The organism is Brachyspira innocens ATCC 29796 (genome assembly GCF_000384655.1).
GTDB classification, from domain to species: Bacteria; Spirochaetota; Brachyspiria; order Brachyspirales; family Brachyspiraceae; genus Brachyspira; species Brachyspira innocens.
In genome coordinates this window covers 25,220-50,563 of record NZ_ARQI01000121.1, presented here as the reverse complement: position 1 = coordinate 50,563, position 25,344 = coordinate 25,220, and the positions used below count along the sequence as shown (strand labels likewise).

At 26.9% G+C, this 25,344-nt stretch carries 22 protein-coding genes; 13 read left to right on the top strand and 9 right to left on the bottom strand.

The genetic code is table 11. The annotated features are described in order from the left end of the window. Nucleotides 1-170: 170 nt before the first annotated feature. The gene (locus tag F811_RS0110970) at nt 171-2,507 is read left to right on the top strand and encodes a BspA family leucine-rich repeat surface protein (protein WP_020005288.1); all 2,337 of its coding nucleotides are present in this window, start codon (nt 171-173) and stop codon (nt 2,505-2,507) included. A 108-nt stretch (nt 2,508-2,615) separates the two neighbouring features. Further along, nucleotides 2,616-4,457 (top strand): BspA family leucine-rich repeat surface protein, encoded by a 1,842-nt coding sequence (locus tag F811_RS0110965; protein ID WP_020005287.1) that lies wholly within the window; start codon nt 2,616-2,618, stop codon nt 4,455-4,457. Nucleotides 4,458-4,891: 434 nt separating this feature from the next. Here the strand turns inward: F811_RS0110965 and F811_RS0110960 are convergent, their stop codons facing one another. The 3 genes from F811_RS0110960 to F811_RS0110950 all read right to left on the bottom strand — a co-directional run bounded on the left by F811_RS0110960 (nt 4,892) and on the right by F811_RS0110950 (nt 7,874). After that, nucleotides 4,892-5,749, bottom strand: coding sequence for a flagellin N-terminal helical domain-containing protein (locus tag F811_RS0110960; RefSeq protein WP_020005286.1), 858 nt, complete (start codon nt 5,747-5,749; stop codon nt 4,892-4,894). Nucleotides 5,750-6,357: 608 nt separating this feature from the next. After that, complete coding sequence (locus F811_RS0110955; RefSeq protein ID WP_020005285.1) at nt 6,358-7,209, bottom strand: hypothetical protein; 852 nt, start codon at nt 7,207-7,209, stop codon at nt 6,358-6,360. A 284-nt stretch (nt 7,210-7,493) separates the two neighbouring features. Next, nucleotides 7,494-7,874: a PepSY-like domain-containing protein gene (locus tag F811_RS0110950; protein WP_020005284.1), complete on the bottom strand. Its 381-nt coding sequence runs from the start codon at nt 7,872-7,874 to the stop codon at nt 7,494-7,496. 357 nt (nt 7,875-8,231) lie between these two features. Between F811_RS0110950 and F811_RS0110945 the strand changes: the two genes are divergently transcribed. Together F811_RS0110945 and F811_RS0110940 are read left to right on the top strand one after the other, a co-directional pair. Further along, entirely contained in the window at nt 8,232-9,482 is a 1,251-nt protein-coding gene (locus tag F811_RS0110945) for a M14 family metallopeptidase (RefSeq protein WP_020005283.1), read from the top strand. A 42-nt stretch (nt 9,483-9,524) separates the two neighbouring features. Continuing rightward, nucleotides 9,525-9,941, top strand: coding sequence for a secondary thiamine-phosphate synthase enzyme YjbQ (locus tag F811_RS0110940; RefSeq protein ID WP_020005282.1), 417 nt, complete (start codon nt 9,525-9,527; stop codon nt 9,939-9,941). Between the two features lie 192 nt (nt 9,942-10,133). Here the strand turns inward: F811_RS0110940 and F811_RS0110935 are convergent, their stop codons facing one another. From F811_RS0110935 to F811_RS0110915, 5 genes are all read right to left on the bottom strand, one after another. Continuing rightward, nucleotides 10,134-10,547, bottom strand: coding sequence for a hypothetical protein (locus F811_RS0110935; protein ID WP_020005281.1), 414 nt, complete (start codon nt 10,545-10,547; stop codon nt 10,134-10,136). A gap of 19 nt (nt 10,548-10,566) precedes the next feature. Beyond that, complete coding sequence (locus F811_RS0110930; protein WP_026364429.1) at nt 10,567-11,067, bottom strand: NUDIX hydrolase; 501 nt, start codon at nt 11,065-11,067, stop codon at nt 10,567-10,569. Between the two features lie 110 nt (nt 11,068-11,177). After that, nucleotides 11,178-11,984 (bottom strand): M55 family metallopeptidase, encoded by an 807-nt coding sequence (locus tag F811_RS0110925; protein WP_020005279.1) that lies wholly within the window; start codon nt 11,982-11,984, stop codon nt 11,178-11,180. 436 nt (nt 11,985-12,420) lie between these two features. After that, complete coding sequence (locus F811_RS0110920; RefSeq protein ID WP_020005278.1) at nt 12,421-13,269, bottom strand: hypothetical protein; 849 nt, start codon at nt 13,267-13,269, stop codon at nt 12,421-12,423. Nucleotides 13,270-13,434: 165 nt separating this feature from the next. Next, a complete protein-coding gene (locus tag F811_RS0110915) occupies nt 13,435-14,517 on the bottom strand; it encodes an aspartate-semialdehyde dehydrogenase (RefSeq protein ID WP_020005277.1) in 1,083 nt (360 codons plus the stop codon). Nucleotides 14,518-15,131: 614 nt separating this feature from the next. Between F811_RS0110915 and F811_RS0110910 the strand changes: the two genes are divergently transcribed. Both F811_RS0110910 and F811_RS0110905 read left to right on the top strand, forming a co-directional pair. Further along, nucleotides 15,132-15,734, top strand: coding sequence for a PepSY-like domain-containing protein (locus F811_RS0110910; RefSeq protein WP_026364428.1), 603 nt, complete (start codon nt 15,132-15,134; stop codon nt 15,732-15,734). 46 nt (nt 15,735-15,780) lie between these two features. Then, entirely contained in the window at nt 15,781-16,032 is a 252-nt protein-coding gene (locus tag F811_RS0110905; RefSeq protein WP_020005276.1) for a PepSY-like domain-containing protein, read from the top strand. A 700-nt stretch (nt 16,033-16,732) separates the two neighbouring features. Here the strand turns inward: F811_RS0110905 and F811_RS0110895 are convergent. Beyond that, nucleotides 16,733-17,977: an ABC transporter substrate-binding protein gene (locus F811_RS0110895; protein WP_020005274.1), complete on the bottom strand. Its 1,245-nt coding sequence runs from the start codon at nt 17,975-17,977 to the stop codon at nt 16,733-16,735. Between the two features lie 370 nt (nt 17,978-18,347). Here F811_RS0110895 and F811_RS0110890 point away from each other — a divergent pair, with 370 nt between their 5' ends. From F811_RS0110890 to rimM, 7 genes are all read left to right on the top strand, one after another. After that, nucleotides 18,348-20,030, top strand: coding sequence for a restriction endonuclease (locus tag F811_RS0110890; protein WP_020005273.1), 1,683 nt, complete (start codon nt 18,348-18,350; stop codon nt 20,028-20,030). A 506-nt stretch (nt 20,031-20,536) separates the two neighbouring features. Beyond that, entirely contained in the window at nt 20,537-21,409 is an 873-nt protein-coding gene (locus F811_RS0110885) for a carbohydrate ABC transporter permease (protein ID WP_020005272.1), read from the top strand. A 53-nt stretch (nt 21,410-21,462) separates the two neighbouring features. Then, the gene (locus F811_RS0110880) at nt 21,463-22,311 is read left to right on the top strand and encodes a carbohydrate ABC transporter permease (RefSeq protein ID WP_020005271.1); all 849 of its coding nucleotides are present in this window, start codon (nt 21,463-21,465) and stop codon (nt 22,309-22,311) included. Between the two features lie 372 nt (nt 22,312-22,683). Beyond that, the gene (ffh, locus tag F811_RS0110875) at nt 22,684-24,039 is read left to right on the top strand and encodes a signal recognition particle protein (protein WP_020005270.1); all 1,356 of its coding nucleotides are present in this window, start codon (nt 22,684-22,686) and stop codon (nt 24,037-24,039) included. 21 nt (nt 24,040-24,060) lie between these two features. Next, entirely contained in the window at nt 24,061-24,420 is a 360-nt protein-coding gene (gene rpsP, locus F811_RS0110870) for a 30S ribosomal protein S16 (RefSeq protein WP_013113612.1), read from the top strand. A 32-nt stretch (nt 24,421-24,452) separates the two neighbouring features. Continuing rightward, complete coding sequence (locus F811_RS0110865; protein ID WP_008726607.1) at nt 24,453-24,695, top strand: KH domain-containing protein; 243 nt, start codon at nt 24,453-24,455, stop codon at nt 24,693-24,695. After that, nucleotides 24,692-25,201, top strand: a complete 510-nt coding sequence (rimM, locus tag F811_RS0110860; protein ID WP_026364426.1) for a ribosome maturation factor RimM — start codon at nt 24,692-24,694, stop codon at nt 25,199-25,201. Before F811_RS0110865 ends, rimM begins: the two co-directional genes overlap by 4 nt. The last annotated feature ends 143 nt before the right edge of the window (nt 25,202-25,344 follow it).

Below are 25,344 nucleotides of genomic sequence, written 5' to 3'. Positions count from 1 at the left end.
TTTTTGCCAAAGCTTAAAAAAAACAAATGATATAATTGAAATGATGTACAATAATCTATCTTTGTTATTGTATTAAAAACTTTATACAAAATTTATTCGTTATATAGTTTTAAAATTGAAAAATATATAAAAGAATATAGAATTATAAAAAATGTTAAGGAAACATAACAATGAAATACAAACCTCAAACAAAAGAAGAATTAAAAAAATTAGTAGAAGATGAAAATATAAATCTTGGCAGTATTGATACTGGTTTAATTACTGATATGAGCGAATTATTTAGAAGCAGTGAAAGAGAAGATTTCTCAGGTATAGAAACTTGGGACGTGTCTAATGTTAAAAATATGAGCAGTATGTTTAAAGAATGCAGAGAGTTTAATCAGCCTCTAAATAGTTGGGATACTTCTAAAGTTACAGATATGTCTTGTTTATTCTCTAAATGTATTAACTTTAATCAGCCTTTAAATAGCTGGAATATTAATAAAGTAAAAGATATGACAAGAATTTTTGACGGCTGTGTTAAATTTAATCAGCCTCTAAATAACTGGGACACTTCTAATGTTGAGAGTATGAGCTCTATGTTTAAAGAATGCAGTTTATTTAATCAAGACATTAGTAATTGGAATGTTTCAAAAGTAACAAATATGAATTCTATGTTTAATGGATGTACAAGCTTTAATCAAAATATAAGTAATTGGAATATAAAAAGCGTAAAATATATGAGCTTTATGTTTGCAAATGCTTCATCTTTTAATCAGGATTTAAATAATTGGGATATAAGCAAGGTAAAAAGTATTAGTTTTATATTTAATCGTGCTAATAGTTTTAAAATAATTCCTTATAAATGGAATTTTGATAATATAAAAGAAGATATTGATTATATATTACCAGAAGAAATGCTTGATGAAATATATTCTAAAAAAGAACCTATTAATTTATTATGCTATTTATTTTATGATAAATATTATGAAGATGAAAATTTACAAAAAGTGGATGTTAAATTGTGGCATAAGACTTTAAAAAATTCAATTAATAAAAAAATTATTTCTTTTGTTTCAAGATTAGAAAAAGATTTTGAAAATGAACTTAAAAATGAAATAGAAGATTATTCTAATAAAATAATTTTTCAAAATATTGAAGAGGCAGAAGAATATGTTAATAATAATTATGATAAGTCATTTGATAAAAGTATAAAATTTATAGATGATAAATATACTATCTTTACTAAAGAGAGAAAAACAAAAATAAGTTTAAAGATGATTAGATTTATTTACGGAAGTTATTTAAAAGTGAAAGATAATGTTGTAAGATTAGAAATTATTGATGATATTATTAATTTGCTTGATATAGAAAGTTTTAGAAATGTATCTTATGAAATATTTTTAAGTGACAGAAGTAAATTAGCTTCGAGAATTATTTGCGGTATATATGGAGATGGTAAAATAGTAGAAGATTATGTAAAAAGTTTAAAAAAAGAGTTTTATCCTCGTTCATACTATGTTTATATTTTAGCTTTAAATAAAAATAAATATGCATTAAAATTACTTTGCGATACATCTTTAAAATCAAAAATAGAAAGCATAAAAAATGCAGCCGAATTAGCACTTGAAACTATAGCTAATAGAATGAAAGTTGAAAGATATGAATTAGATGATTTATTAGTTCCTGATTTTAATCTTGATAAGAATGGCGAGAGAATAGTATATGCTGAAGATAAAGAATATAAACTTTTTATTGATGATAATATGGAGCTTCATATTATGAATAATAATAAAGAATTAAAAACAGCACCTAAAACTTTTTCTAAAGAGTTAAAATCAGAAATAACTTTTATTAAAAAAGAAATAAAAAATATTGTAAAAAGTCAAAGATATAAAATGATATATCTTTTAATGAATGGAAGAAAATATTCTTATAATTTTTGGAAATCTGTTTATATAGATAATTATTTTTTTAATGTGTATGCTGTTAAATTAATTTGGAACTTATATGATGAAAATAATTTTATAACAACATTCAGATATTTAACTGATGGAAGTTTTACTGATTATAATGATAATGAAGTAAAAATCAATGAAAATAATTATATTAGTTTAGCATATGTAAAAGAAATGGATAATGATATTATAGAAAAATGGAAAAAACAATTATCAGATTATGAGATTGTTCAGCCTATTAATCAATTAAGAGTTATTGATGATTTAGAAAAAGAATTTTATTCATATAATGGTGAATATAAATTATCTAAGTTAAAAAATTTTGTTAATAAATATCCTTTTAATGAATATTATGAAGATTATTACACAATAGATGGATATAAATTTGAAGAGAAAGTAAGCGGTTTAGTATTAGATATATCAACAAATGGTATTAGCAGAGATAATGCTGACTTTGGAGATATGATAGAAATAGTATTAAAAATATTAAATATATCAGAAAATAATAAAGATTTAGTTGATAGATTTATGTTTGGTTCTATATTGATGCTTGAAAATTTGGTACAATAATAAATTACATATTAATAGCGTAGGCGAATATAACAATAACGAATGAGCCGAAGCATCTAATAACTGAAAAGTTATTAGATATTAATAGCGTAGGCGAATATAACAATAATGGATAAGAAAATGGAAAAACGATTTAAACCAAAAAATAAAGAAGAATTAAAAAAATTAGTTAAGGATGAAAGCATTAATCTTGGAAGTATTGATACAAGTTTAATTACTGATATGAGCAGATTATTTGAAAATAGTAAGAGAGAAAATTTTGATGGAATTGAAATTTGGAATACATCTAATGTTACAGATATGTCAGATATGTTTATGGGGGCTGTAAACTTTAATTCAAATATAAATAATTGGAATGTTTCAAAAGTTACTAATATGTTCGGGATATTTGCAAGTGCTAAAAACTTTAATCAGCCATTAAATGATTGGAATGTATCTAATGTAACAAATATGGAATTTATGTTTTCTGAAGCCAAAAATTTTAATCAGCCTTTAGATAAATGGGATACTTCTAAAGTTATCAGTATGAGATGTATGTTTTATAAAGCTGTAAATTTCAATCAGGATTTAAATAATTGGGATACCTCTAATGTAGAAAATATGCAAAGTATGTTTTCAAAGGCTTATAATTTTAATCAGGCTCTTAATAATTGGAATGTCAGCAAAACAGAAAAAATGCTTGGTATGTTTGAGAATGCTTATAACTTTAATCAGCCGCTTGATAAATGGGATACTTCTAATGTTTTATATATGAACTATATGTTTTTTAATGCTAAAAGTTTTAATCAGGATATTGGAAACTGGAATGTTTTTAATGCAATTAGTATGTCATATATGTTTAGTGGTGCTGAGAGTTTTAATCATTCTATAGAAAATTGGATTATTAATGAAGCTTGTTTTATTAGGGAGTTTTTTTCGGGTGCTTCTTCTTTTAAAAATGTGAAGTCTATATTAAATATTTATTTTCTTTCCAAAGGAAGTGATAGAAAAAAACTTTTATTAATGCTTGAAAACTGCGATATAAAAGAAGTGTATAAAGAAGTTCTAAAATATAATAAACTTAAAGATTTTATTAAAAAACTTGAAAATACTTATTATGATGAATTAAAGGAACTCATTGATAATAAAGAAGATATTATAAAAGAATATAAAAAATTAAAGGCTAATAATATCAAATTAAAAGAAAATGAAAAATATAAACCTAAAGATAAAATAGAATTATTAAAATTAATAAAAGAAAAAATAAAATTTAATAAAATAGATACTAGCTTAATAACTGACATGTCTGGATTGTTTCAGAACTCAAAACTTAAAAAATTTGACGGTATTGAAACTTGGGACACTTCAAACGTAAAAGATATGCATAACATATTTAAAGGAGCTATATATTTTAATCATAATATAGAGAATTGGAATGTATCTAATGTTATTAATATGGAATATATGTTTTCAGGGTGTACTAGATTCAATCAGCCTCTTAATAATTGGGACGTTTCTAATGTCAAGTATATGAGTTTTATGTTTTCAGATTGTGTTAGTTTTGATGGTGATTTAAGCAGATGGAATACATCTAATGTAGAAATAATGAGCTTTATGTTTAAAAGTGCGTATTCTTTTAATCAGGATATTTCTAAATGGAATGTAAGCAAAGTAAAATATGCCGATGCTATGTTTAAAGATGCTAAGAGTTTTAATCAGCCTTTAAATGATTGGGATATGAGTAATATTGAATCTATAAATGGAATGTTTCATAGTGCTTCAAACTTTAATCAGCCTTTAGATAAATGGAATCTATCTAATATTAAAAATATATCGTTTGCATTTTATAACTGCTCAAATTTTAATCAGGATTTAGAGTCTTGGAAATTGTCAAATGAGATTAATATGAAATATGCTTTTTCAGATTCACTTGTAGAAAAACATGAACCTTCTTGGTATATAGAAAATTAAAAAATAAGATTTTATTTTACCCCCGCCCTTTAAAATTTATAATTCATACTGCAATTTTAATACTCACTATATTTTGTAGTTTCATCTGTTATTTAAGGCACCCACCCTAGCTTTATTGAAATATTATAGTCTATTCTACCCGCACGTAGAAAAAAATTAATAAAATATAAATAAAATAAAAAATACAAATTTTATTAATATTCAAAATTTAATTAAACGTGCGGGGAAGGGAAACAATAAATTTATAAAACGCTTGGGCGGGCGTACTTTTAATAGTTATAGCTTTAAATATTAATAAAGCTATAATAAAAAATTAAAACATCTGATTTTAAAGGGAGGGGTTGTAATTAGATTATAAAAAAATAGCCAGTCCCATTAAAATTAATGAGACCAGCTATTTTTAAATTAGTTTGCTATAAACGTACTTTAATTAATTATTGAATCAAACGTAAAGCACCTTGGTTCATAGTATTAGCTTGAGCCAACATAGCTAAATTAGCCTGACTTAATATTTGGTCTTTAGCGAATTTAACAGAAGTTTCAGCCATATCAGTATCTCTTATTCTGCTTTCAGAAGCTGCAGTGTTTTCATAAGCTATCATTAAGCCTTGAGCAGTAAGCTCTAATCTGTTTTGATAAGCACCTAAATTAGATCTTTGTTTAGAAACTTTCATTAAAGCCTCATCAACTATACCTATAGCACTGTTAGCTTTGTCGATAGAAGAAATAGATATACCAGTACCTTCAGCAGTTTGTAAACCTAAAGCAGCAGCAGTCATAGTTCCTATATAAACTCTTCTTCTTTCGTCCATGTTTGCCCCCATATGAAACCACATAGAAGCAACAGGAGCTCCGCCTTCGTTAGGGTTAGCAAATCTTCCAGTTAACATGTTAAGAGTATTGAATTGAGCTTGGCTAGCAATACGGTTAACTTCATCAACTAATTGAGAAACTTCAACTTGAATAAGCATTCTGTCAGCATCAGTATAAATACCGTTAGCAGATTGTACAGACAATTCACGTATTCTTTGTAAAATGTCTTGGCTTTCTTGAAGGTAACCTTCAGTAGTTTGGATGAAAGATATACCGTCTTGAGTGTTTCTTTCAGCCTGACGTAAACCGCGGATTTGAGTACGCATTTTTTCAGATACAGCAAGTCCAGAAGCATCATCACCAGCTCTGTTGATTCTCATTCCAGAAGAAAGAGCAGCCATGTCTTTAGAAAGATCTACGTTTCTGAATTTTAAAGTACGTTGTGCATTTATAGCACTAATGTTGTTATTGATGATCATCGTCATCCTCCATGATATTTATTCAAAAAGGCATCCGTGCCTAATTGGCAAAAAATATTAAAGAGAATTTAAGGTATTCCGACAATCTTTAATGACTATATAAAGTTGCCAAAAATACCATTAAATCCTATATAAGAATATAATCACGCCAATAATTATATTCTTATCAAATTATATGGTATCAACTAAGCAAACAGGGAGTTCGAGACCGCCAAATACTTGAACTCTCATTTTGCTATACAATAATTTTCGGTCTTCTCGGCATAAAGTTTAATTTGGTTTAGCATTTTTTTCTTTTTTTTCTTAAAAAATTTTAAAATTAAGATTATTTACTACGTTTTATACATTTTTTATGTGAGAAACGTATTTAAGAACTCTATTTTTTAGAAATTTTGTTTTTAATTATATAAAAAATCATTATGAATATTAAAAATTCAAGTTAATTTTCTTATAAACATTATTTTTTTATATAAAAACTTTAGCCAAAAAGATGATTTTAATAAAAATTAAATGAAAAAAATTTGAAAACTCTCACAATAAAAAAGCAGACCCTATTTAAGGGCCTGCACAATCATTATATTTTATCAATTATTTATTATATTTATTTTTTAACGTTTTGAATATTGAATATTATCTGGAGATATTATAGTTTCTTTTTCTATATATTTAGCTGAAATAGGCACATTATCATATCTTAATTTTATATCAAGTTTACGGTTATAATCAGCATATAAGAAATATAAATTAGGCAATATACTTGCATCATTATCATGGCTTTTTATCCAAATGCCATCATATAAAAGACCTTGAAATATTGTATACTCATCTATTTGCCCTACACTACTCCAGCTTCCTTCAAAGAAAACAGAAGGTATTTTTACCTTTACTTGATCATTTTCAGAATATGTAACAAATTTTTCATTTATATCTAAAGTTCTTTTTAATCCGTTTTTATCTGTATTAACTCTTGTTCCATAGAAATGTGAATCTATTCCATTTTTTTCTCCTGGTGCTTTATCTATAATTCCGCAAATTATATCTGAAGTTGTTCTATTTTTTATATAAACATAACCAACTGTTTCATCATAAATTGGGAAATGAATCTCGCCTACCCATTTTCCATCACTTATAATATATCCGAAATACCTTTGATAATATATATTACTTTCCTCTTTCTCGCAGCTGTAAATACTGTCTTTTGAAAAACTCACTTTTTCTGATTTATTAGAAATTACTAAATTATTAACTCCGCCGTCAGATATAGAAACATCTACAGCTTCTGCTCCTTTTTCATCAGCATTAAAAAATTTCCAAACAGCATCGTATTTACTGTCAATACCTTTAACTGTGTATTTTGTTTCTTCAAGAATTGGATTAGTGGTATTATTGTTTTTTTTGCTGCAGCTTACTGTCATTAATAAAAATACAAATGCCGAAATATAGATTGTTTTTTTTATCATAATATTTTATTCCTCTTACAACTTTAATTTGATTATAATACTATCATATTAAATAAATATCATCTATCATGATTATTTAATAAAAAATATTATTAGGCAATTATATTTTACAATTATATATCTTTTATAAAAAATTATAATAATTGAAGTATATCTATATATATTTTTTACATATTTGAAATAGCAGATGATTTTTTGTGTTATATTTGATAATAAAAAGGTCTGAATCCTCTAAAGAACTCAGACCTTTATAATAAAAAACTTAAAGAGATACAATAATAAAATTATGCAAGTAGTATTTCACCATTATGTCTTATACGTAATTCTAATGAATTAGTTAATCTTATTCTGTAAAACTCTATTCTTCTATTAATTTCAAATACATAGGTATTTTTATATTTTTTCATTATGCTTTTTACTTTATGTGCTATATTTTTAGGAAGTATATTTTCAGATAATTTATCATCGCTGCTTATATAATTCCAAGAACCATTTTTATCAAAGTTAATATATATTCCATTGCTCAATTTTATTTCGTATTCATCTTTAACTTTATCAATATAAACTATTTTTGCTTTACTGTAATTAAGAGCTATAAAATTTCTTATATTTTCTGGAAGCTTACTAGGTGTTATTTTTATAAAAAGTTTTAAATTATTAGTCATTTGTATCTCCTTAACGGTTATTGTAAAATCTCTTTACATTTATTATTATAGCAGAGAGCGTATTTTTTGCAATATTATTTTACAATTATTTTACAAAATATTTACAAATATAGAATAATATCGATATATTTTATACATATACTACATATTTTTGATATATTTGTAAAAACAATGTAAAGAAAAAGTCTTGAAGAACTTAATTTCTTGATATTTACATAATTGAACTAGCATAAATAGAGCATATTTTTGATATTTACAGAATATATAATCATATTTTTTTACAAAACTTTTTTATTTAAAGCATTTTTCTATTAATTCGACAATTAAAACGATATTTTAAATATAACGGCTTTTACTATGAAAATTATTAAATACATATTAATATACTCTTTTATGATAACATTAAGCAATTTACTATTTGCTAATAGTTTCAAAGTAATATCAAGACAGGGAGAAGCATCTGTAATAGTTAATGAAGAGCATGCTGATATAGATGTTAAGAAAAGTTTTCCAGACGATTATTTTTCAATATCTACAAAAGAAGAATCATATTTGGTAATGGATAACGGAGAGAAATCTATTATACTTATGCCGAGTTCAAAATTAACATACGAAAGCAACAATTTTACTTTGCATTCTGGATACATGTATATAAAAAGCAAACATAATGATGATATACAAATGACTATAACAAAAGACAATAGAGGATATGACTTTAAAGGAAAATCATTTGCTGTTGTAGCATATGATGATAAAATATCAGTAATAACATATAATAATGCTGTAAAAATAACACCTTCATCATCTTTAGGTGTAAGTTATTTTTTAGAGCCTAATCATAAAACTTCTATAATACCTATTCTTGACGGACCATACAGAACAACAGAAAATGAAAAATCGTTAATAGAAAGCGTATCAAGACAATTAGAAATGGAAGTAGCAAGCCATCTCAATGAAGATATAGACAGATACAATTTCAAAATAATGGAAGGAACAAAAAACGAAAACACAATATATAGAGTAGTTCACCCTGAAAAAGGACCTAATATATTTTTGATAGTTCCGCATGGAAGCGAAAGAGTAGGAACTGATGTTGCTATGGAAAGAATTAATATGCCTATAAAAAAAGGAAGCCTTACTATAGTACCTATTGCTGTACCTGAAGCATACAGAAAAAATACTAGGGCAATAGAGGGACAGGATATTAATAACAGATTCTTTGACAAAAAAGTAAGCAGAACCGATACTGATAAATTAGCTAAAGAGTACATGAAAATGCTTGATGAATATGATATAGATGTAGTGCTTACTCTTCATGAGGGAAACGGATTTAAAGAGTTTTTCGGAGATTCTATTATATATGACAGCAGAAAATTAGATGATAAAGTTGTGAGTGTGCTTAATAATATTAATTCAAGAATAGAGCCTATGAAATTTAAATTCAGACAAATGTATTATCCTATGCCTACTACTATAACATATTATGCCGCTAAAAAAAATATAGAATCTTTCGGAATAGAATTAACTAGAAATTTAGATTATGATAAAAAAAGAATAATTATGCATACTATATTAAGCGAATTCTTAAAAATATACGGTATGGAATAATATTTAATTCAAAACATAAAAAATATAATTTGGAGAAAAATAATGAAATCTTATAGAAAAGTATTAGAAATCAATTATCCTAAAAGAAGGGGATACATTAATATAACACCAGAAGTGCAAAAATGTTTAGATGAAAGCGGTATAAAAGAAGGACTAATATTATGCAATGCTATGAATATAACAGCAAGCGTATTTATAAATGATGATGAAAGCGGACTTCATAATGATTTTGAAGTTTGGCTTGAAAAATTAGCCCCAGAAAAACCTCATAGTCAGTATAAACATAATGGATATGAAGATAATGCTGATGCTCACATGAAAAGACAATTAATGGGAAGAGAGGTTGTTGTAGCTGTTACAGATGGAAAATTAGATTTCGGAACTTGGGAGCAAATTTTTTACGGAGAATATGACGGAAAAAGATTAAAAAGAGTATTAATAAAAATCATAGGCGAATGATTATTGATTATATATAAAAACATTATAATTCCAGCACTATTGACATTATACTACACTAGGGTATAATACAATAAAATACAAGTACGGAGTTATTTTATATATGTGAGGAATTAGCTGTATAATCGGGCTGATTATATTTGCAATAGTTAGTTTAATAGAGAAAATCAAAGGAAAAAAAGAATAAAAACATATTTAATCTTTTGAATATTTTTCAATAAGCTCATCTATTAATTTTATTTTGTCTTTATTTTTTATATGATAAAATTTGCCTATAGTAGCAGGAAAATAATCTTCTTCTTTAAGTTTATATATTTTTACTTTCGCTGCTATTACCCAATCTGAAATATTTACTCTCTCTATTTCATTTTTATTAAACTTAATATTAAATTTATCTAAAGAATCAGAATCACTTTTGGCAATAGCAACGGCAACTGTAGTAAGTCCGTCTGCTATCATTATTTTTGTGCCTTTTAAAAACTTCTTCTCCTTTACTTTTTGAGCTCCAGCTTTCACTTCAGCAAACACTATATTATGATTATAAAATATATCAAGAAGTTTTATCTCTCCTTCATTTCCCCTTCTGCTTCCAAACTTCACATACTGCATTTTTTATTCTCCTAAAAAATTATTTAAGTTTATCATAAATATCATAAAAATATCTTATAGAAGAGATAATTTTTTTGTTTTGGCACATCTCAAAATATTTTTCTCTGTTAACTATCATAGCTTCACTTACTTCATTTTCCTGCAAAACTAAATCTTCTAATTTTACATCTCTTCTAAACATAAATGCATCTATTATAGTTTTTGAACGTTCAAGTATAAAAGAAGTTAAAAATATACCTTCCTCTTTTTCAAATGACAAGCCAATCTCTTCTTTAAGCTCTCTTACAGCTCCTTCAATACTGTTTTCTCCAGAAAGTATAGAGCCTTCGGTACACTCCCATTTATTAGGACATATTTTTTTACTTTTGTGTCTTTTAGTCATTATAACTTCATCATTACTGTTTACCACCCAAGCATGTATAACTATATGATACTCATTTTTTCTTAAAGGAAGTCCCCTCTGATGAATACGTCCTGTTTTTTTCTTATTTCTATTATAAACATCCCAAATCTCTGGCATAGTGTTTCCCATAAATGATTTAAAAATTCTTGATAATAAAAAAGCCTCCTTAAAAAGACTTATTTTTTAAGAAGGCTTTCATAAGTTATCGGACTATTATATTATAAAATTTATAATATAAATTTCAAGGCTCTTAATATCTCATAATAATCATTATTTTCAAAAACTACAGTAGTATCATTAATTTTTTTAGCATTAGGATAAAATGACACTTTATGAGCATAACCATGTTCTTTATAGCAAACTTCAAGTTTAAAATGATTAGGTAGTTTTAATAATTTACCCTTAAAATCCAGACTTAATGCCTCTTTAGTTTTCTCTTTAATCATCTTTACCATTAAATTTGGAGAATAATTAATAGTAGAATAGCCTATACCCTCTTTTACAGGAAGTGTTATCAAATTAGGGTGATTAGGATTCATCTTCATAGCCTCTTCGCATAATCCTTTATCACCAGACAAAAATACTGTAGGTACTTTCCTATAAGCTGCTGCATAACTGAAAAACATAAACTCGCTTGCAAGAACTTCATTAAGTTTAACATATACATTTCTGGTATTCATGGTATGCGAAAGCGGATTATTTCCAATAGAAGCTGCATTATGATACCCAATAAACATAGCTGCATCAAAGCTCTCATCAATACCTTCTACCATAGAATAAGGATCTCCGCTCCATCTTCTATGTATCTTAACGCATTCGGGCAAAGCTGTTTGATCTATATTCATAGCAGAGTCATGTGCATCTTTTACAAATATTTCTTTAGCACCAGCCTCAATAGCTCCCTCGCATGCTGCATTAACCTCTTTAGTCATTTGCAGGGTATGCTCTTTATAAGTTAAACTTCCTGCATCCGTATCAGGCCATTGTGTAGTTGTAGTAATTCCCTCAATATCTGCACTAATAAAAACTTTCATATAATTCCTCTAACATTTAAAAATTTATTTTTAATGATTAAAAACTATATTATATTTCTGATTTTATTCAATATATTAATTATTGATTTTTATTTTTTTGTAGTATTTTTTAATAAACATATACTAACTATAAAAGTTTAATTTTAATAATTAAATATTTGAAAACTATTTTATATACTAAAAATTTTTAAGTTTGTCAATTTTTTTAATTGTTCTTTTTCCCACCGCAAAAATAACCAAAAAGTGCAAGTATAAAATTAATACTAAATCATACTAAAATTGTTTTACATGTAAAATAGATTATTAATTTAAGCAAAATATAGCCATTTTGCTTCTTTGGGGCACCAAAAGAAGTGGGGTGTGGGGCAAAGCCCCATATATTAAAAAATAAAATTTATTTTTTAATAACAAAATTTAAAATTATTAATATATCATATTATTTAATTAACTCTAAAAACTCATCTAATGTAATTACTTTAGTTCTTATATCTATTTTCATTTCTTCATTTAAAAATTTGTATATAAAGGATGATTTTGCGAATAATATCCTATCCCTAGTAACAAAATAATCACAATAAGTAGCAAAAAAACAATGCATAAAATCTGAATCTGTATTTTTTACATTATCTATAAATTTTAATTTTTTGACAGATAGTTCTTTATTGATGAGTATCTCTTTTATAATTATTTCAATATCTTCTATATAATCCATATCATCGTAAGAAAATTCAATTATATCAAATAATGATTTTTCTTTTTTCAATATTTTTAATCTATCTTGTATATGAAATTTAAAATTATTTAACTTAATTCTATATTTTTTATTATCTAATAAAATTCTTCTTTCTTTTTTATAATCTTCATCATTCATACGATTTTTTATATTTTTTTCTAATATATCTATTGGTATATTAGAATTTAATAATCCTTGTAATTCAATTATAGCATCTCTATTTGATAAAATGTTGGATAATTTTTTTTGAGCATAACCAGGATAATATTTGTTTGATGTAAATATATTTGGAGAACTATTGCTTTTTAAGATGGTATTTAACTTTTTATCTAAAACTAAATAATTATTAGAAACAATATTTTGTAGAAATAATAATTTATCTATTCTTTTTTGCGGATCATTATCTTTTAAACCAGCAGAATCTAAATCATAAAGATGTGCTGGAGAATAAAAATAATTAGTATTTTTTTGATGTGATTCTAATATCAGCTTATATATATCCTTATCTTTTTCAAAATCTGATAATAAATTTAAATCAATATAAATATTCATAATTATATTATATATTATAAAATATAAATGTACACTAATAAAAAGTAAGTATAAACTAGATGATAATGAGCTTTTTAAGATTAATATCAAGCCTTATAAACATAAAAAAAGAGGAGTTTTGTAAAAAATAAAAACCCCTCTCTATATAATAAAAATATTAATGATTTATTTTTTTGCTGCTTTTTTTCTTACGCAAGTTCTTTTTGCTGCAGTTTTTTTAGCAGGAGCTTCTTCACCTTTCTTTTCTAATTCTGGTAAAAGTAATTCTGCTATCTGAACAGCATTTGTAGCAGCTCCTTTTCTTATTTGGTCTCCAGCACACCATAATACTAATGAGTTTTTAGCACTGATATCTTCTCTTATTCTTCCTACAAATATATCATCTTGATCTGATGTATCTAAAGGCATAGGGTATCTGAACTTCTCTGGATCATCAACTACTTTAACACCTTTAGCTTTTGATAATAAATCTCTTGCTTTTTTTACAGTAATTTTCTTTTCTGTTTCTATAGTAATAGCTTCACTATGACTTCTTATAACAGGTACTCTTACACAAGTACAGCTTATCTGCATATCAGGTGCATGAAGGATTTTTCTACCTTCATTAGTCATTTTTAACTCTTCTTTAGTGTATCCATTTTTATCAAATGAATCTATTTGAGGGATTAAGTTATGAAGTATTTGATATTTAAAAGTACTGTTTTTAAGTTTGTTTCCAGCAACATAATCTTGTAATTGCTGTTCCAACTCTTCCATACCCTCTTTACCAGCACCAGAAACAGCCTGATAAGTAGAAGCTATAATACGTTTAATTTTACCAAACTTATGAAGCGGAGCTAAAGCTACTAAAGCTATTATTGTAGAACAGTTAGGATTAGATATTATACCTTTGTGTAATTTAACATCATCAGGATTCACCTCTGGAACAACCAAAGGAACATTCTTATCCATTCTAAAAGCACTGCTGTTATCTACAACAATACTTCCAGCCTTTACTGCTTCAGGACTAAGCTTTTTACTCAAATCAGCACCTACAGCAACTAATGTAATATCCATATTGTTAAACGAATCTTTAGTTACTTTTTCTATTGTGTATTCTTTTTTATTGAATACTACTTTTTTTCCAGCTTCTCTGTTTCCAAGCAATCTTAATTCATTAATTGGAAATTTTCTCTCTTCTAGTACTTTGAGCATCTCCTGACCAACAGCACCAGAAGCTCCTAATAAACATAAATTTACTTTTTTCATGATGGTTACCGTTAATTATTTTTTTTATTTATTTTTGTTCCTACTATTATATAATAATTGTATATTAAAATCAAGAAGTTTTACTTGTTATACTAAATATATTTTTTTATTTAATATTATGATTATTTTATCTTATTAAAGTTATATATGAGATTATAAATAATATTTTGTGATTTTTCAATTTTTATTATCATTAACAAAAAATTACTTTAATGATAAAAAACTTATATAAAAATACTAGTTACTTAAATTACAAATAAAAAATATTTTCAAATAATACTGATATTTTTTATAATTAATTTTTATTTTATAATTTCTGCAAAGCTACTTATATACAGAGTAAAGTTATAATACGAGACATACTTTTGTGTAATATTTATATATAATAATAATTAATTTAGTATGTAAAAACATTATCATAAAAATTCTATATTTAATTTTGTAATAAGCCTATTATAGCAATTTATGAAAGAAAAAATGTAAAATTTTAGTAAAAAAATAGTAAATTTAATTGACATTATTTAATAAATATACTATAATTATAATGTAAAGATAATTTACCAGTAAGCAACATGTCTTTACAAATGAAACAATTAATAAAGGGGCTAGTTTTTATGACTACAATAAAAAAATCATTATCAATACTTTTTGTTTTAGCAATATGTACAGGTTCATTATTTGCTCAGTACAATGGATACTATGATAATCAGCAGGGAGGATATCAGGATCCTTATGGTCAGCAAGGCGGTCAAGGAGGATATCAAGACCCTTATGGTCAGCCTCAAGTACAGCCAGACCCTCAAAATAATTATCAAGATCCTTATGCTCAGCAAGGTCAAAATAACGCACAATATGGATATGGAGTTCAATTATCATCTATACCTCAAAATGCTCAAAACTTTATCAAACAGCATTTTGCTAATGTAAAAGTAACTTTTATAGAAAGAGATTGGGACGATATTGAAGTATATTTAGAAAACGGAACACAAATAGATTTCTTCCCTAACGGCGATTGGAAAGAAGTTAAATGCTACGGAAATATGCCTGCTACTATACTTCCAGCTAACGTTATGAATACAGTAAAAAGAACTTATCCTAATGCTGCCATAGTAAAAATAGAAAAACAATTCACTACATTTGAAATAAAATTAAATAATATGATGGAATTATATATAGACAACAACGGACAGTTATTAGGTCAAAAATGGGACGATTAATTTATAATTTTATAAAAAATAATTTAATTAAAAAAGGAGAAAAAATATGAAAAAAATACTTTGTTTATTAGCAGCTTTAACAGTTTTAAGTACTTCAGCTTTATTTGCTGATTGGTATGTACCTCTTAATCAGGTTCCTCAGGCAGTACTTGCTACAGCTAGAAGAACATATCCTCAGGCTCAAATTTGGGCAGTAGAGATGGAACACTATAATGTATATAAAGTAAAAATGAATAATATGATGGAATTATACATTGATAAATCTGGTCAGCTATTAGGTCAGGAATGGGACGATTAATAGAAATATAAAACATTAAAATAAAAGAACAGAGTATAATATATTTAACACTCTGTTCTTTTTTATTGCAGTAGATATAAAAATTTTTAAGTTTGTCAACTGTAAGTTTCCCATAATATTCGTTCAGATATGCCTCTATTGTATATTCAATCAAATAACATACACAACCAAATGAAAGAGTAATCACCCAATAATAAGCACATTTGCAGCATGGTATACAGCTTATAGTTATTTATACAAAATGTTTTATGTTATTAATAAATAATAATTATACCTAAACAATTATATTTTGTTAAAAGTAAAGTTATATTTTTGTTTTGATATCTGGGGCTTTGCCCCAGACCCTACTTCTTTTGGACGCTGTCCGCCCGTGGCGTGCCACAAAGAAGCAGGCACAGCCCGCAGACGCGAAAGGATACATTTGGGCTTTAATTTACTAAAACTATCTTACATGTAACACAACTTTAGTATGATTTAGTACTAATTTTTTACACTTGCACTTTCGCTGTAGGCGTACTTCGTATGGTTCTTTTGGCGAAGCCCGCAGAGCGAAGGCGGGAAAAAGAACAACAAAAAATTGACAAACTTAAAAATTTTCAGTATAGATTTGCAAAAATATAAAATTATAATTAGTAATATATAAAAAATAAAGGCATCACTTAAAAAAGCAATGCCCTAATATTATTAAATCTTAATAAAATTATCTTGAAACTAATTCTTTAATTTTTGTATCCATAGCATTAAATGCTTCTTCAGGAGTTTTTGCTCCTAAAACCATTTCATTAACAGCATTAAATATAGCAGTAGTCATTTCAGAATAATAGCTAGGAACACCTTTTGGGAATGGGCTTGATATCAAAGTAGACTCTTCAAGCAAAGCACCAGTGTTTTTTAATTTGCCTTCATTAATAAGCTCTTCCATAACTGAAGTTCTTGTAGGCATAGTATTTTGTACATAGTTTAATTGTTTTTGTATCTCTGGAGAATTAAACCATTTTACAAATTTCATTGCAGCTTCTTTGTTTTTAGATAATTTTATTACGCCTACACCTTCAGGTAAAGCAAAAGTTTTTGGAGAAGGACCTTCAGCACCCGGAAGAAGTATAGGTATAACATCTCCTACCACTTGAGATTCATTAGGATCTTGTACTCTGCTTACAAAAGAAGTAGGCCCTACTATAAAACTAGCCTCTCCAGAATTGATTCTTCTATAAGCGTCCATACCTGTAGAAGTTTTACAAGCAGGATCAATCAAGTTATCAATATTAGCCATTTTGTTTATAAACTCTAATGATCCAAGTACAGCATCTTTATTTAAAGTGCCATCTTCATTGAATACTACTCCGTATTTTGAATATGCCATCCATATTAATGAAGTAGTGCAAGATTCATCAGCATTTAAAGGCATAGAAAAAGGATATTTAGTTACACCTGCATTTTTTATAGCTATTAAAGCATTATAAACATCGTCCCAAGATTTTGGAGCTTCAGTAATGCCAGCTTCTTCAAAATGTTTTTTATTATAATAAGCCAAACGGAAATCATTAGCATAAGGAAGAGCTAAAACTTTACCATCTATTATAAAAGGCTGTATAGAAGGCATAGCATTAATTTCTTCTTGGCTTAATTCTATAGGTTCAAGCCAATCTGCACTGTTAAATTCTCCTACCCAAGACCAGTCTACTTCTACAACATCAGCAGCAGCAGCTCCTCCAGCAGCCGCTATTGATATTTTATCTCTTATATTTTCCCAAGCCATAACATTCATATTAACAGTTATTCCAGTTTCATTTTTAAATGCATTAAGCATTTCATCAGAAGGTACCGCCCAGTCTGGAACCATTACTGTTATTGAGTTTTCTGAAGAGCTTTTCTGACCTCCGCAGGAAACAGCAAAAAATGCTGATATCAAAATGACAGCGGATAAAAATAATATTTTTTTCATGTTTTTACTCCTATAATTTGTAATGAGTGAAATTTTCAATAGAATATATACTATTATGTATTAATGTCAATAGATTTACGAAATTATAAAAAATGAAAGAATATATTTTAAGAGAAGTAAAAGGATTGGCAGTCTGTTTATATCGATATATTTCTATAGTGCTTAATGGATCAGAAGCAAAAAATTTAATTATTAGCCTGTAAAACTTATCCAAAGTTCAAAAATACATTCTAAACATAAAGATAAAATAAGTTTTTTGAGCAGCAATTTTATATAATTTTTTATTTTTTTATAATAACCATGTTGTATTAATTTATTTTCAATCTTAAAATAGTTATAATATAATTCTGATTTTAGGAAGATAAAAATTATGTTTAATCTATATATGTATATATTGATAGTTCCAGTATCTATATTAATAGTAATAGGAATTATTTTATTTGTAAGAAGTATATCATCAGCTAACAGTTATTATAAACCTAAAAATATAAAAAAGAAAATGGACGAACTTCAAAGAAAAATTGATGCCAATCCTAAAGATTATAATTCTATATATGAACTTGCCGTTTTGGAGGAACAGTATAATTTCATAGAAAATGCTGTAGAAAAATATCAAAAATTAATGGATTTAAAATACTTTGAAGGAGAAGAGATAAATATATATAAAAAGTTAGAGGGGTTATATGAAAGAATAGATAAAAAAGAAGAAAGTATCAAATGTATTTTAAAAATAGCACAATTAGAGCCAAGTAATAGTTATTATTCTCTAAAAGCAGCTGTTATACTTGGAAAAGAAGGAGCATATAAATTAGCATGCGAATATTTTAACAGAGTACTTAATAATAAAAGTGACTTCGAAATAGATGAATTAAAAACAGCGGCAATATGTTATTTTATGACACAGGATTATAAAAAAATTATTACTATGCTTGAAGAGCTTCATAAGAGATTAAGCAGAAATATATCAAATATAGAAGAAGATTATGATGATATGACATTGGTTGAAAAAATATTAATATCATTATACATAGCCACCGATGAAATAAATACTGCTAAAAGCTTTGCTGAGTCTATTTTGTCTTTAAGGTCTATAAATACTAACCTAAAATATAAATTTTATATAAACAGAATATATTTATACATATTATATAAATCTGATGATACTGATGAGTTTATAGAGCTTTATAATAAACTTTCCGCACAGTATAAAATTAATGAAATAAAAAAAGATGAAATAGCTATTATACTTGATTTTGCTTTTTATAATTATTTTATCAAAGATGTTAATAGTGCTATAAGCTATTTTGAGCATATAAGACTTTTTAATGCTCCTGAGTTTGATATGTATGATTTAGACGGAATTTTTAAATATTTATTTGAAATTTCAAAAGCTTCACAGCAGCTTCAGAAATTAAGAAATAATATGCAGATTGAAGATGATGAAAAATATAAAAATGAAAATTATGAAAAGTATGTTGATAAGCAGTATATAGATATTTGGGAAAACAGTGTAAAATTATGGGAAAGCAGTTTTAATAATATTGACAGTATACTGGATTTTGCTCAGCTTGAAAAAACTATGGATATAGAAAAAATATTATTAGAATGCGGTATAAATGAAAATAATGCTTCGTCAGAAAGTGTTATACTAAAAAAAGTGGATAAAATATATGATATAACTTTAGCATCTTTTAAGAGTATATGCCAAGATATAATACAAAAAAAACTTATGTATTCTGCTGTACAGGAATATAATGATCATTTAATAGATTATGATTATGGAGATGAAGTTAATTACTTGGCATTTGCTTCAAATAAAAATAAAAAAGATTTAACATTAATATCTTTTAAAAGATGGAAAAATACAGAAGTTGGCGAGCTTATTATAAGAGATTTTATACTTCTTATTAATGAGGCTGGAGCAAAAAACGGAATACTTATACTTCCTGTAGAACTTACAAGCAGTGCCAGAAGTTATGCTATGCATAATAATAAAATAAAAGTTTATACAAGAAATCAGTTTAACTATATGCTTAGAGACAGCAAATTTTGATTAATAAATATTAATTTTATTTGATAATATTTTTGAATAAAATTAATAAAGGAAAACTAACTATTATATTTTGTCGAAAAATGAATATTTTTAATTTAAGATATTTTTAAAATATATGAATAGTTTTGATATATTAGACTTGTTTCAAAACTAAATTTAAATTTTATTTAATATTTTTAAAGGGGCTTTGCCCCCGCTCTGCGTGCCTTCGGCAACTCCAGTTCTTTTATTGGTATAAAAGAACCAAAAGAACTGCATTTTGGAGCTTAAACATACAGTTTATACAACATATAAAACATTTAATTAAATTATAATTAATATTATTTAATTTAGCATAAAATGACAAACTTACAAAATTGTTTGTCAAGTACTTTTGAAACAAGTCTATTATTTAAGCATATTTATTACTAAAATAAACATTGAAATAATTTTAAAACAAATCTAATTTGACAAATTTTAATACTTTAGTTATATTTTAATAAGAAGTTACAAAATATTTTTGGATTATGAAAAAGAATAAAGTATTGCCTTATATATTAATACTGCCTGCTGTTGTAATTATGGCAGTTTTTGTTTTGTATCCTATAATAGTTACATTCTTTTATAGTTTACGAAAAATGAAATTAACAGCTCCGAAAGATACGGCATTTATAGGTTTTGATAATTATATATATACATTAAAATCATTTGATTTTTGGTATTCGCTTCAAAACAGTATAATAATAATGGTTATAGTAGTTATAATATGCGTATTATTAGGACTTTTATTTGCAAGTATACTTAATTTTGAGAGCAGATTAAAAAATATACTCATGGCTATAGCTGTTATACCTTGGGCTTTACCTCCAGTGGTTAATGGTATACTTTGGAAATGGATATTCTATCCCGGATATGGATTTCTTAATAAGATTTTATATAATTTAAATATTATAGATGAGCCTATACAGTATTTATCTAATAGATATTCATTAATGCTTATTATAGCAATAGTTGTTGCTTGGAGAAATATACCATTTTGTTCTATTGTTCTTCTATCATCTATGCGTGCTATACCTGATGTACTTTATGATGCGGCTAGTATTGACGGGGCAAATAAATTCCAAATGTTTACAAGAGTAACCTTACCTCTTTTAGTACCTGCTTTGGGTATTATTATAACTTTCACATCCATATCAGCAATAAATGTTTTTGATGAGGTTATAACTATTTCAGGTTACAGCAATTTGGGAAAAACTATACTTCTTGAAGACTATATGACTACATTTTCTTTTCTTGATTTCGGAAGAGGAAGTGCATTAACATATTTAGTTATGATAGTATCGGGTACTTTAGGGATATTATATATAAAATCTATGTCTAAGAAAATTGACTATTTATAAAACATTTTAATAATTAATATTATATTTAAGGAAAAAATAAGACATAAATATTTATGAACAATAAAAAAAATAAAAGAATAAATTTTTTATATTATATATCTGTAATATTTTTTGTATTAATAATTTTGGGTCCTATAGCTTGGGCTGTAATTGTGAGCTTTACGCCAGAATATGAGATGTTTAAAAACACTTCTTATTTTTTGCCTAAAGAACCTACAATGGATAATTATATAAAAATTTTCACAGCCTCTTCAAGACAATCTAAAATGTTTTTCATAGGAGTAATTAATTCTGTAAAAACAGCTTTTATAACAATATTTTTATGTCTTCCTTTTTCGATTATGTGTGCATATGCTGTATCGAAGATGAAGTTTAAAGGCAGAAACATAGTAAAAACTTTGATACTTATATCTATGGCAATACCTGCATTTACAACTATAATACCGCTTTATAGAATGTTTTCATTAATGTCATTGCTTGATAATTTATTTGCATTATCTTTAGTATATGTAACTTCATTTCTGCCGATTAATACTTGGTTAATATCTAATTATTTTGAAACCATACCAGTAGAAATAGAAGAGGCATCTTACATAGACGGCTGCAATGAAATAGATGTTCTCTTTAGAGTAATGATCCCAATATCAGCACCTATTATATTATCAGCATTTCTTCTTGTATTTCTAATGTCTTGGGGACAGTTTCAGATACCGCTTATTTTGGCAAGCTCGGCTGCTACAAAGCCCATATCAATAGTTGCCTCAGAATTTGTATCCAAAGATACTATACAGTACGGCATAACAACTGCAGCAGGACTTCTAGCCATATTTCCTCCTGCATTGCTCGCTATAATATTTAGAAAATTCCTAGTAAAAGGCATGACAGGCGGCAGCGGTAAATAGTATATGTTTCATAATTAATTTTGTATTTTATATATGGACTTTGCTTCTAAGCATACAGTCATACCACACACAGTTTCTTTTGTACGCTGCAGAATAATGTAGTAAGTCGAAAGACTACATTTTTTAGTAAAAAACTAATATTATCTTACATTTAATACATAACCTAAATTATAAAATAGCAGTATTTTTATATTTTAAAACTTTTTATACATCAAAAAAGTTTATAATACATCTATAAAATATACAAATTAATAAAATAAAATCGTTTCAGTATATATTATTTTTTGTTAAAGCACTCTAAATATTGACTTTTTAAAGATATTATGTATAATATGGTATTGGAAGTAATATGTTTATTTAAGGTTAATTTTAGTGTTTGATAATTTAACGAAATCTATATCTAATGTATTCTCTAAAATACACGGCAAAAAAGTGCTAACAGATAAAGATATAACTGACAGCCTTATTACTATAAAAGAGGCACTATTATCAGCAGATGTATCTTTAGAAGCAGCTAACAAATTCCTAGAAGAAGCTACAAACAGAGCTATAGGAAAAGAAAAAATAGAAGGCGTGGAACCTGCCAATCAATTTATAGCCGATGTTCATGATACATTGGTTAATATGATAGGCGAAGGCGAAAGCGGTCTTAAATTAGAACCTGTAGAAAAAACTACTATCACATTATTATTCGGTTTACAAGGTTCTGGTAAAACTACTACAACAGCCAAATTAGCAAAATACTATAAAGATAAAAGACGCGTTATGATGGTTGGTCTTGACGTACATAGACCTGCCGCTATGGAACAGCTTGCCGTACTTGCTAGAGAAGTAGGAGTTCCATATCATATAGACACTAAAGAGAAAAAAGCATATAAAATACTCAAAAAAGCTCTTGCTATAGCCAAAAAAGAACAGTACAACATGATATTAGTTGATACTGCAGGCCGTTTGGAAATAGATGAAGATATGATGATGGAGCTTAGACGCGTTGTAAACTCAGCCGATGTTACTGAAAAATTATTGGTTGTGGACTCTACTGCAGGTCAGAGTGTTTATGATGTGGCTAAAAGTTTCCAAAGCAACATAGGCATAAATGGCGTAATACTTACAAAATTCGACTCTGGGGTAAGAGGCGGTGCCGCATTATCATTAAAATACGCTACAGGCTCCCCAGTTAAATTTGTTGGCGTGGGTGAACATATAGATGATATAGATGTATTTGATGCAAAAAGAGTTGCAGGTCAGATACTTGGTATGGGCGATATTGTAAAACTTGTAGAAAAAGCCCGTGCCGCTATAAGTGAAAAAGAAGCTAAAGAGATGCTTCAAAAAGTTATAGAAAATAACTTCGATTATAATGATTTCTTAAAACAAATAGAAGCTACTACTAAAATGGGCGGTATCAGTAAAATGACTTCTATGATACCTGGTATGGCTAATATTGATACAGAGCTTTTAAGCCGTGAAGAAGAGAAGTTTAAGAAATATAAAGCTATTATACAGTCAATGACCAAAAAAGAAAGATTAGCCCTATTTCCTTTGAATAATTCAAGAAAAATGAGAATATCCAAAGGAAGCGGTCAAAGTGTTTATGATGTAAATCAGTTAATAAAACAATTTACTATGATGAAAAACATGATGGGCAGTACTAAAAAGATGGATAAGCTCGCAAAGTCCCTAGAGGGTATGGGTATGTCTATAGATGATTTAAACAAATTAATGTAATAAACTTGGAGGAAAATAAAGGTGGTAAAATTAAGATTAAAACGTATAGGTCGCAAACATGAGCCTCATTATCGTATTGTAGCAGCAGATGCTCGTTTCCCACGCGATGGTCGTTTTATTGAAGAGCTAGGTTGGTTTAACCCTAAAGCTAAAGATGTATTGTATAAGTTAAATGTAGAAGGCTTAAAAAAATGGCTTTCTAACGGTGCACAGCCAACTTATGTAGTAAAAAGTATTCTTGTTAAAGAAGGTCTTATGGAAAAAGATAAAGGTGCTCCGCTTGAACGCAAGAAAAAAAGAGCATTAAAAAATCCTGAAAAAAGACGCAAACATCGTAAACAAGCTAAGCCTGAATCTGCTGAGGAGAAAAGCGAAGCTTAATTTACGTCTTATAATATATAAAGGAGTGTGCTATGACGGAAGAAAAAGAGCTTATTGAGTATTTGGCTAAAAAATTGGTGGATGAGCCTGAAGGTGTGAGTGTTAAGGTTATTGAGGGTGAGAAGAGTACGATTCTGGAATTGAAAGTGAACCAAAGCGACATAGGTAAAATTATAGGTAAAAGAGGTCGTATTGCTCATGCATTACGTACTATTCTTTTTGCAGCTTCCATGAAAAGTGGTAAACGTGTAATGCTTGAGATTATTGACAATTGATTATTTTTTACGCAAAAATTACAGGCATACATGGTTTAAAAGGAGAGGTTGAAATGACTTTTTCCGATAAAGGTTATTTCACCTCTCTTCCTGTTTTAAATAAAAATACATCTATCATTATTAACGGCCAAACTTTTACCGTTACAAATGTCAAGAAAAAAAATAAATCTTTTGTACTCGCCCTGAAAGATATTGATACTTTAGAAAAAGCTAAAAAGTTAATAGGTCTTGATATATTTATTGATTCTCTAAATCTTCCCGAGCTTGACAATGACACATTTTATGAAGCTGAATTAATGGGTTATAAAATAATAGACAATGATAACAACATGTACGGTGAAATAACAGATGTATACTCTATCCCTTCTAATTATGTCTTTGAAATAAAACTAGCTGAAAATGGAAATATAGTCTCTATTCCTTTTGTTCATGCATATTTCGGAAAAGCTGATAAGGCTAATAAATCAATACAAATCATTCAAAAACCGATATTTGATGATGAATAATTATCAGTTATATACATAAAAAATATAGTTTATCAATCGTAAGCCCTACCTCATCTTCGTTGGGACGCTTAATAGACACCTTCACACATGGTATTATTTATTCTTATCAAATGTGAACGATATGTTTGGCTGATTACCTATTA

Bases quoted from the DNA above. Each gene is read 5' to 3' on its own strand.
- F811_RS0110965 (WP_020005287.1), top strand. From the start codon at position 2,616: ATGGATAAGAAAATGGAAAAACGATTTAAACCAAAAAATAAAGAAGAA.
- F811_RS0110885 (WP_020005272.1), top strand. From the start codon at position 20,537: ATGAAAAAGAATAAAGTATTGCCTTATATATTAATACTGCCTGCTGTT.
- F811_RS0110940 (WP_020005282.1), top strand. From the start codon at position 9,525: ATGAAATCTTATAGAAAAGTATTAGAAATCAATTATCCTAAAAGAAGG.
- F811_RS0110950 (WP_020005284.1), bottom strand. From the start codon at position 7,874: ATGACTAATAATTTAAAACTTTTTATAAAAATAACACCTAGTAAGCTT.
- F811_RS0110890 (WP_020005273.1), top strand. From the start codon at position 18,348: ATGTTTAATCTATATATGTATATATTGATAGTTCCAGTATCTATATTA.
- F811_RS0110915 (WP_020005277.1), bottom strand. From the start codon at position 14,517: ATGAAAAAAGTAAATTTATGTTTATTAGGAGCTTCTGGTGCTGTTGGT.
- F811_RS0110925 (WP_020005279.1), bottom strand. From the start codon at position 11,984: ATGAAAGTTTTTATTAGTGCAGATATTGAGGGAATTACTACAACTACA.
- F811_RS0110880 (WP_020005271.1), top strand. From the start codon at position 21,463: ATGAACAATAAAAAAAATAAAAGAATAAATTTTTTATATTATATATCT.
- F811_RS0110865 (WP_008726607.1), top strand. From the start codon at position 24,453: ATGACGGAAGAAAAAGAGCTTATTGAGTATTTGGCTAAAAAATTGGTG.
- F811_RS0110910 (WP_026364428.1), top strand. From the start codon at position 15,132: ATGACTACAATAAAAAAATCATTATCAATACTTTTTGTTTTAGCAATA.
- F811_RS0110920 (WP_020005278.1), bottom strand. From the start codon at position 13,269: ATGAATATTTATATTGATTTAAATTTATTATCAGATTTTGAAAAAGAT.
- F811_RS0110905 (WP_020005276.1), top strand. From the start codon at position 15,781: ATGAAAAAAATACTTTGTTTATTAGCAGCTTTAACAGTTTTAAGTACT.
- F811_RS0110895 (WP_020005274.1), bottom strand. From the start codon at position 17,977: ATGAAAAAAATATTATTTTTATCCGCTGTCATTTTGATATCAGCATTT.
- F811_RS0110930 (WP_026364429.1), bottom strand. From the start codon at position 11,067: ATGCCAGAGATTTGGGATGTTTATAATAGAAATAAGAAAAAAACAGGA.
- F811_RS0110955 (WP_020005285.1), bottom strand. From the start codon at position 7,209: ATGATAAAAAAAACAATCTATATTTCGGCATTTGTATTTTTATTAATG.
- F811_RS0110970 (WP_020005288.1), top strand. From the start codon at position 171: ATGAAATACAAACCTCAAACAAAAGAAGAATTAAAAAAATTAGTAGAA.
- F811_RS0110960 (WP_020005286.1), bottom strand. From the start codon at position 5,749: ATGATCATCAATAACAACATTAGTGCTATAAATGCACAACGTACTTTA.
- F811_RS0110935 (WP_020005281.1), bottom strand. From the start codon at position 10,547: ATGCAGTATGTGAAGTTTGGAAGCAGAAGGGGAAATGAAGGAGAGATA.
- F811_RS0110945 (WP_020005283.1), top strand. From the start codon at position 8,232: ATGAAAATTATTAAATACATATTAATATACTCTTTTATGATAACATTA.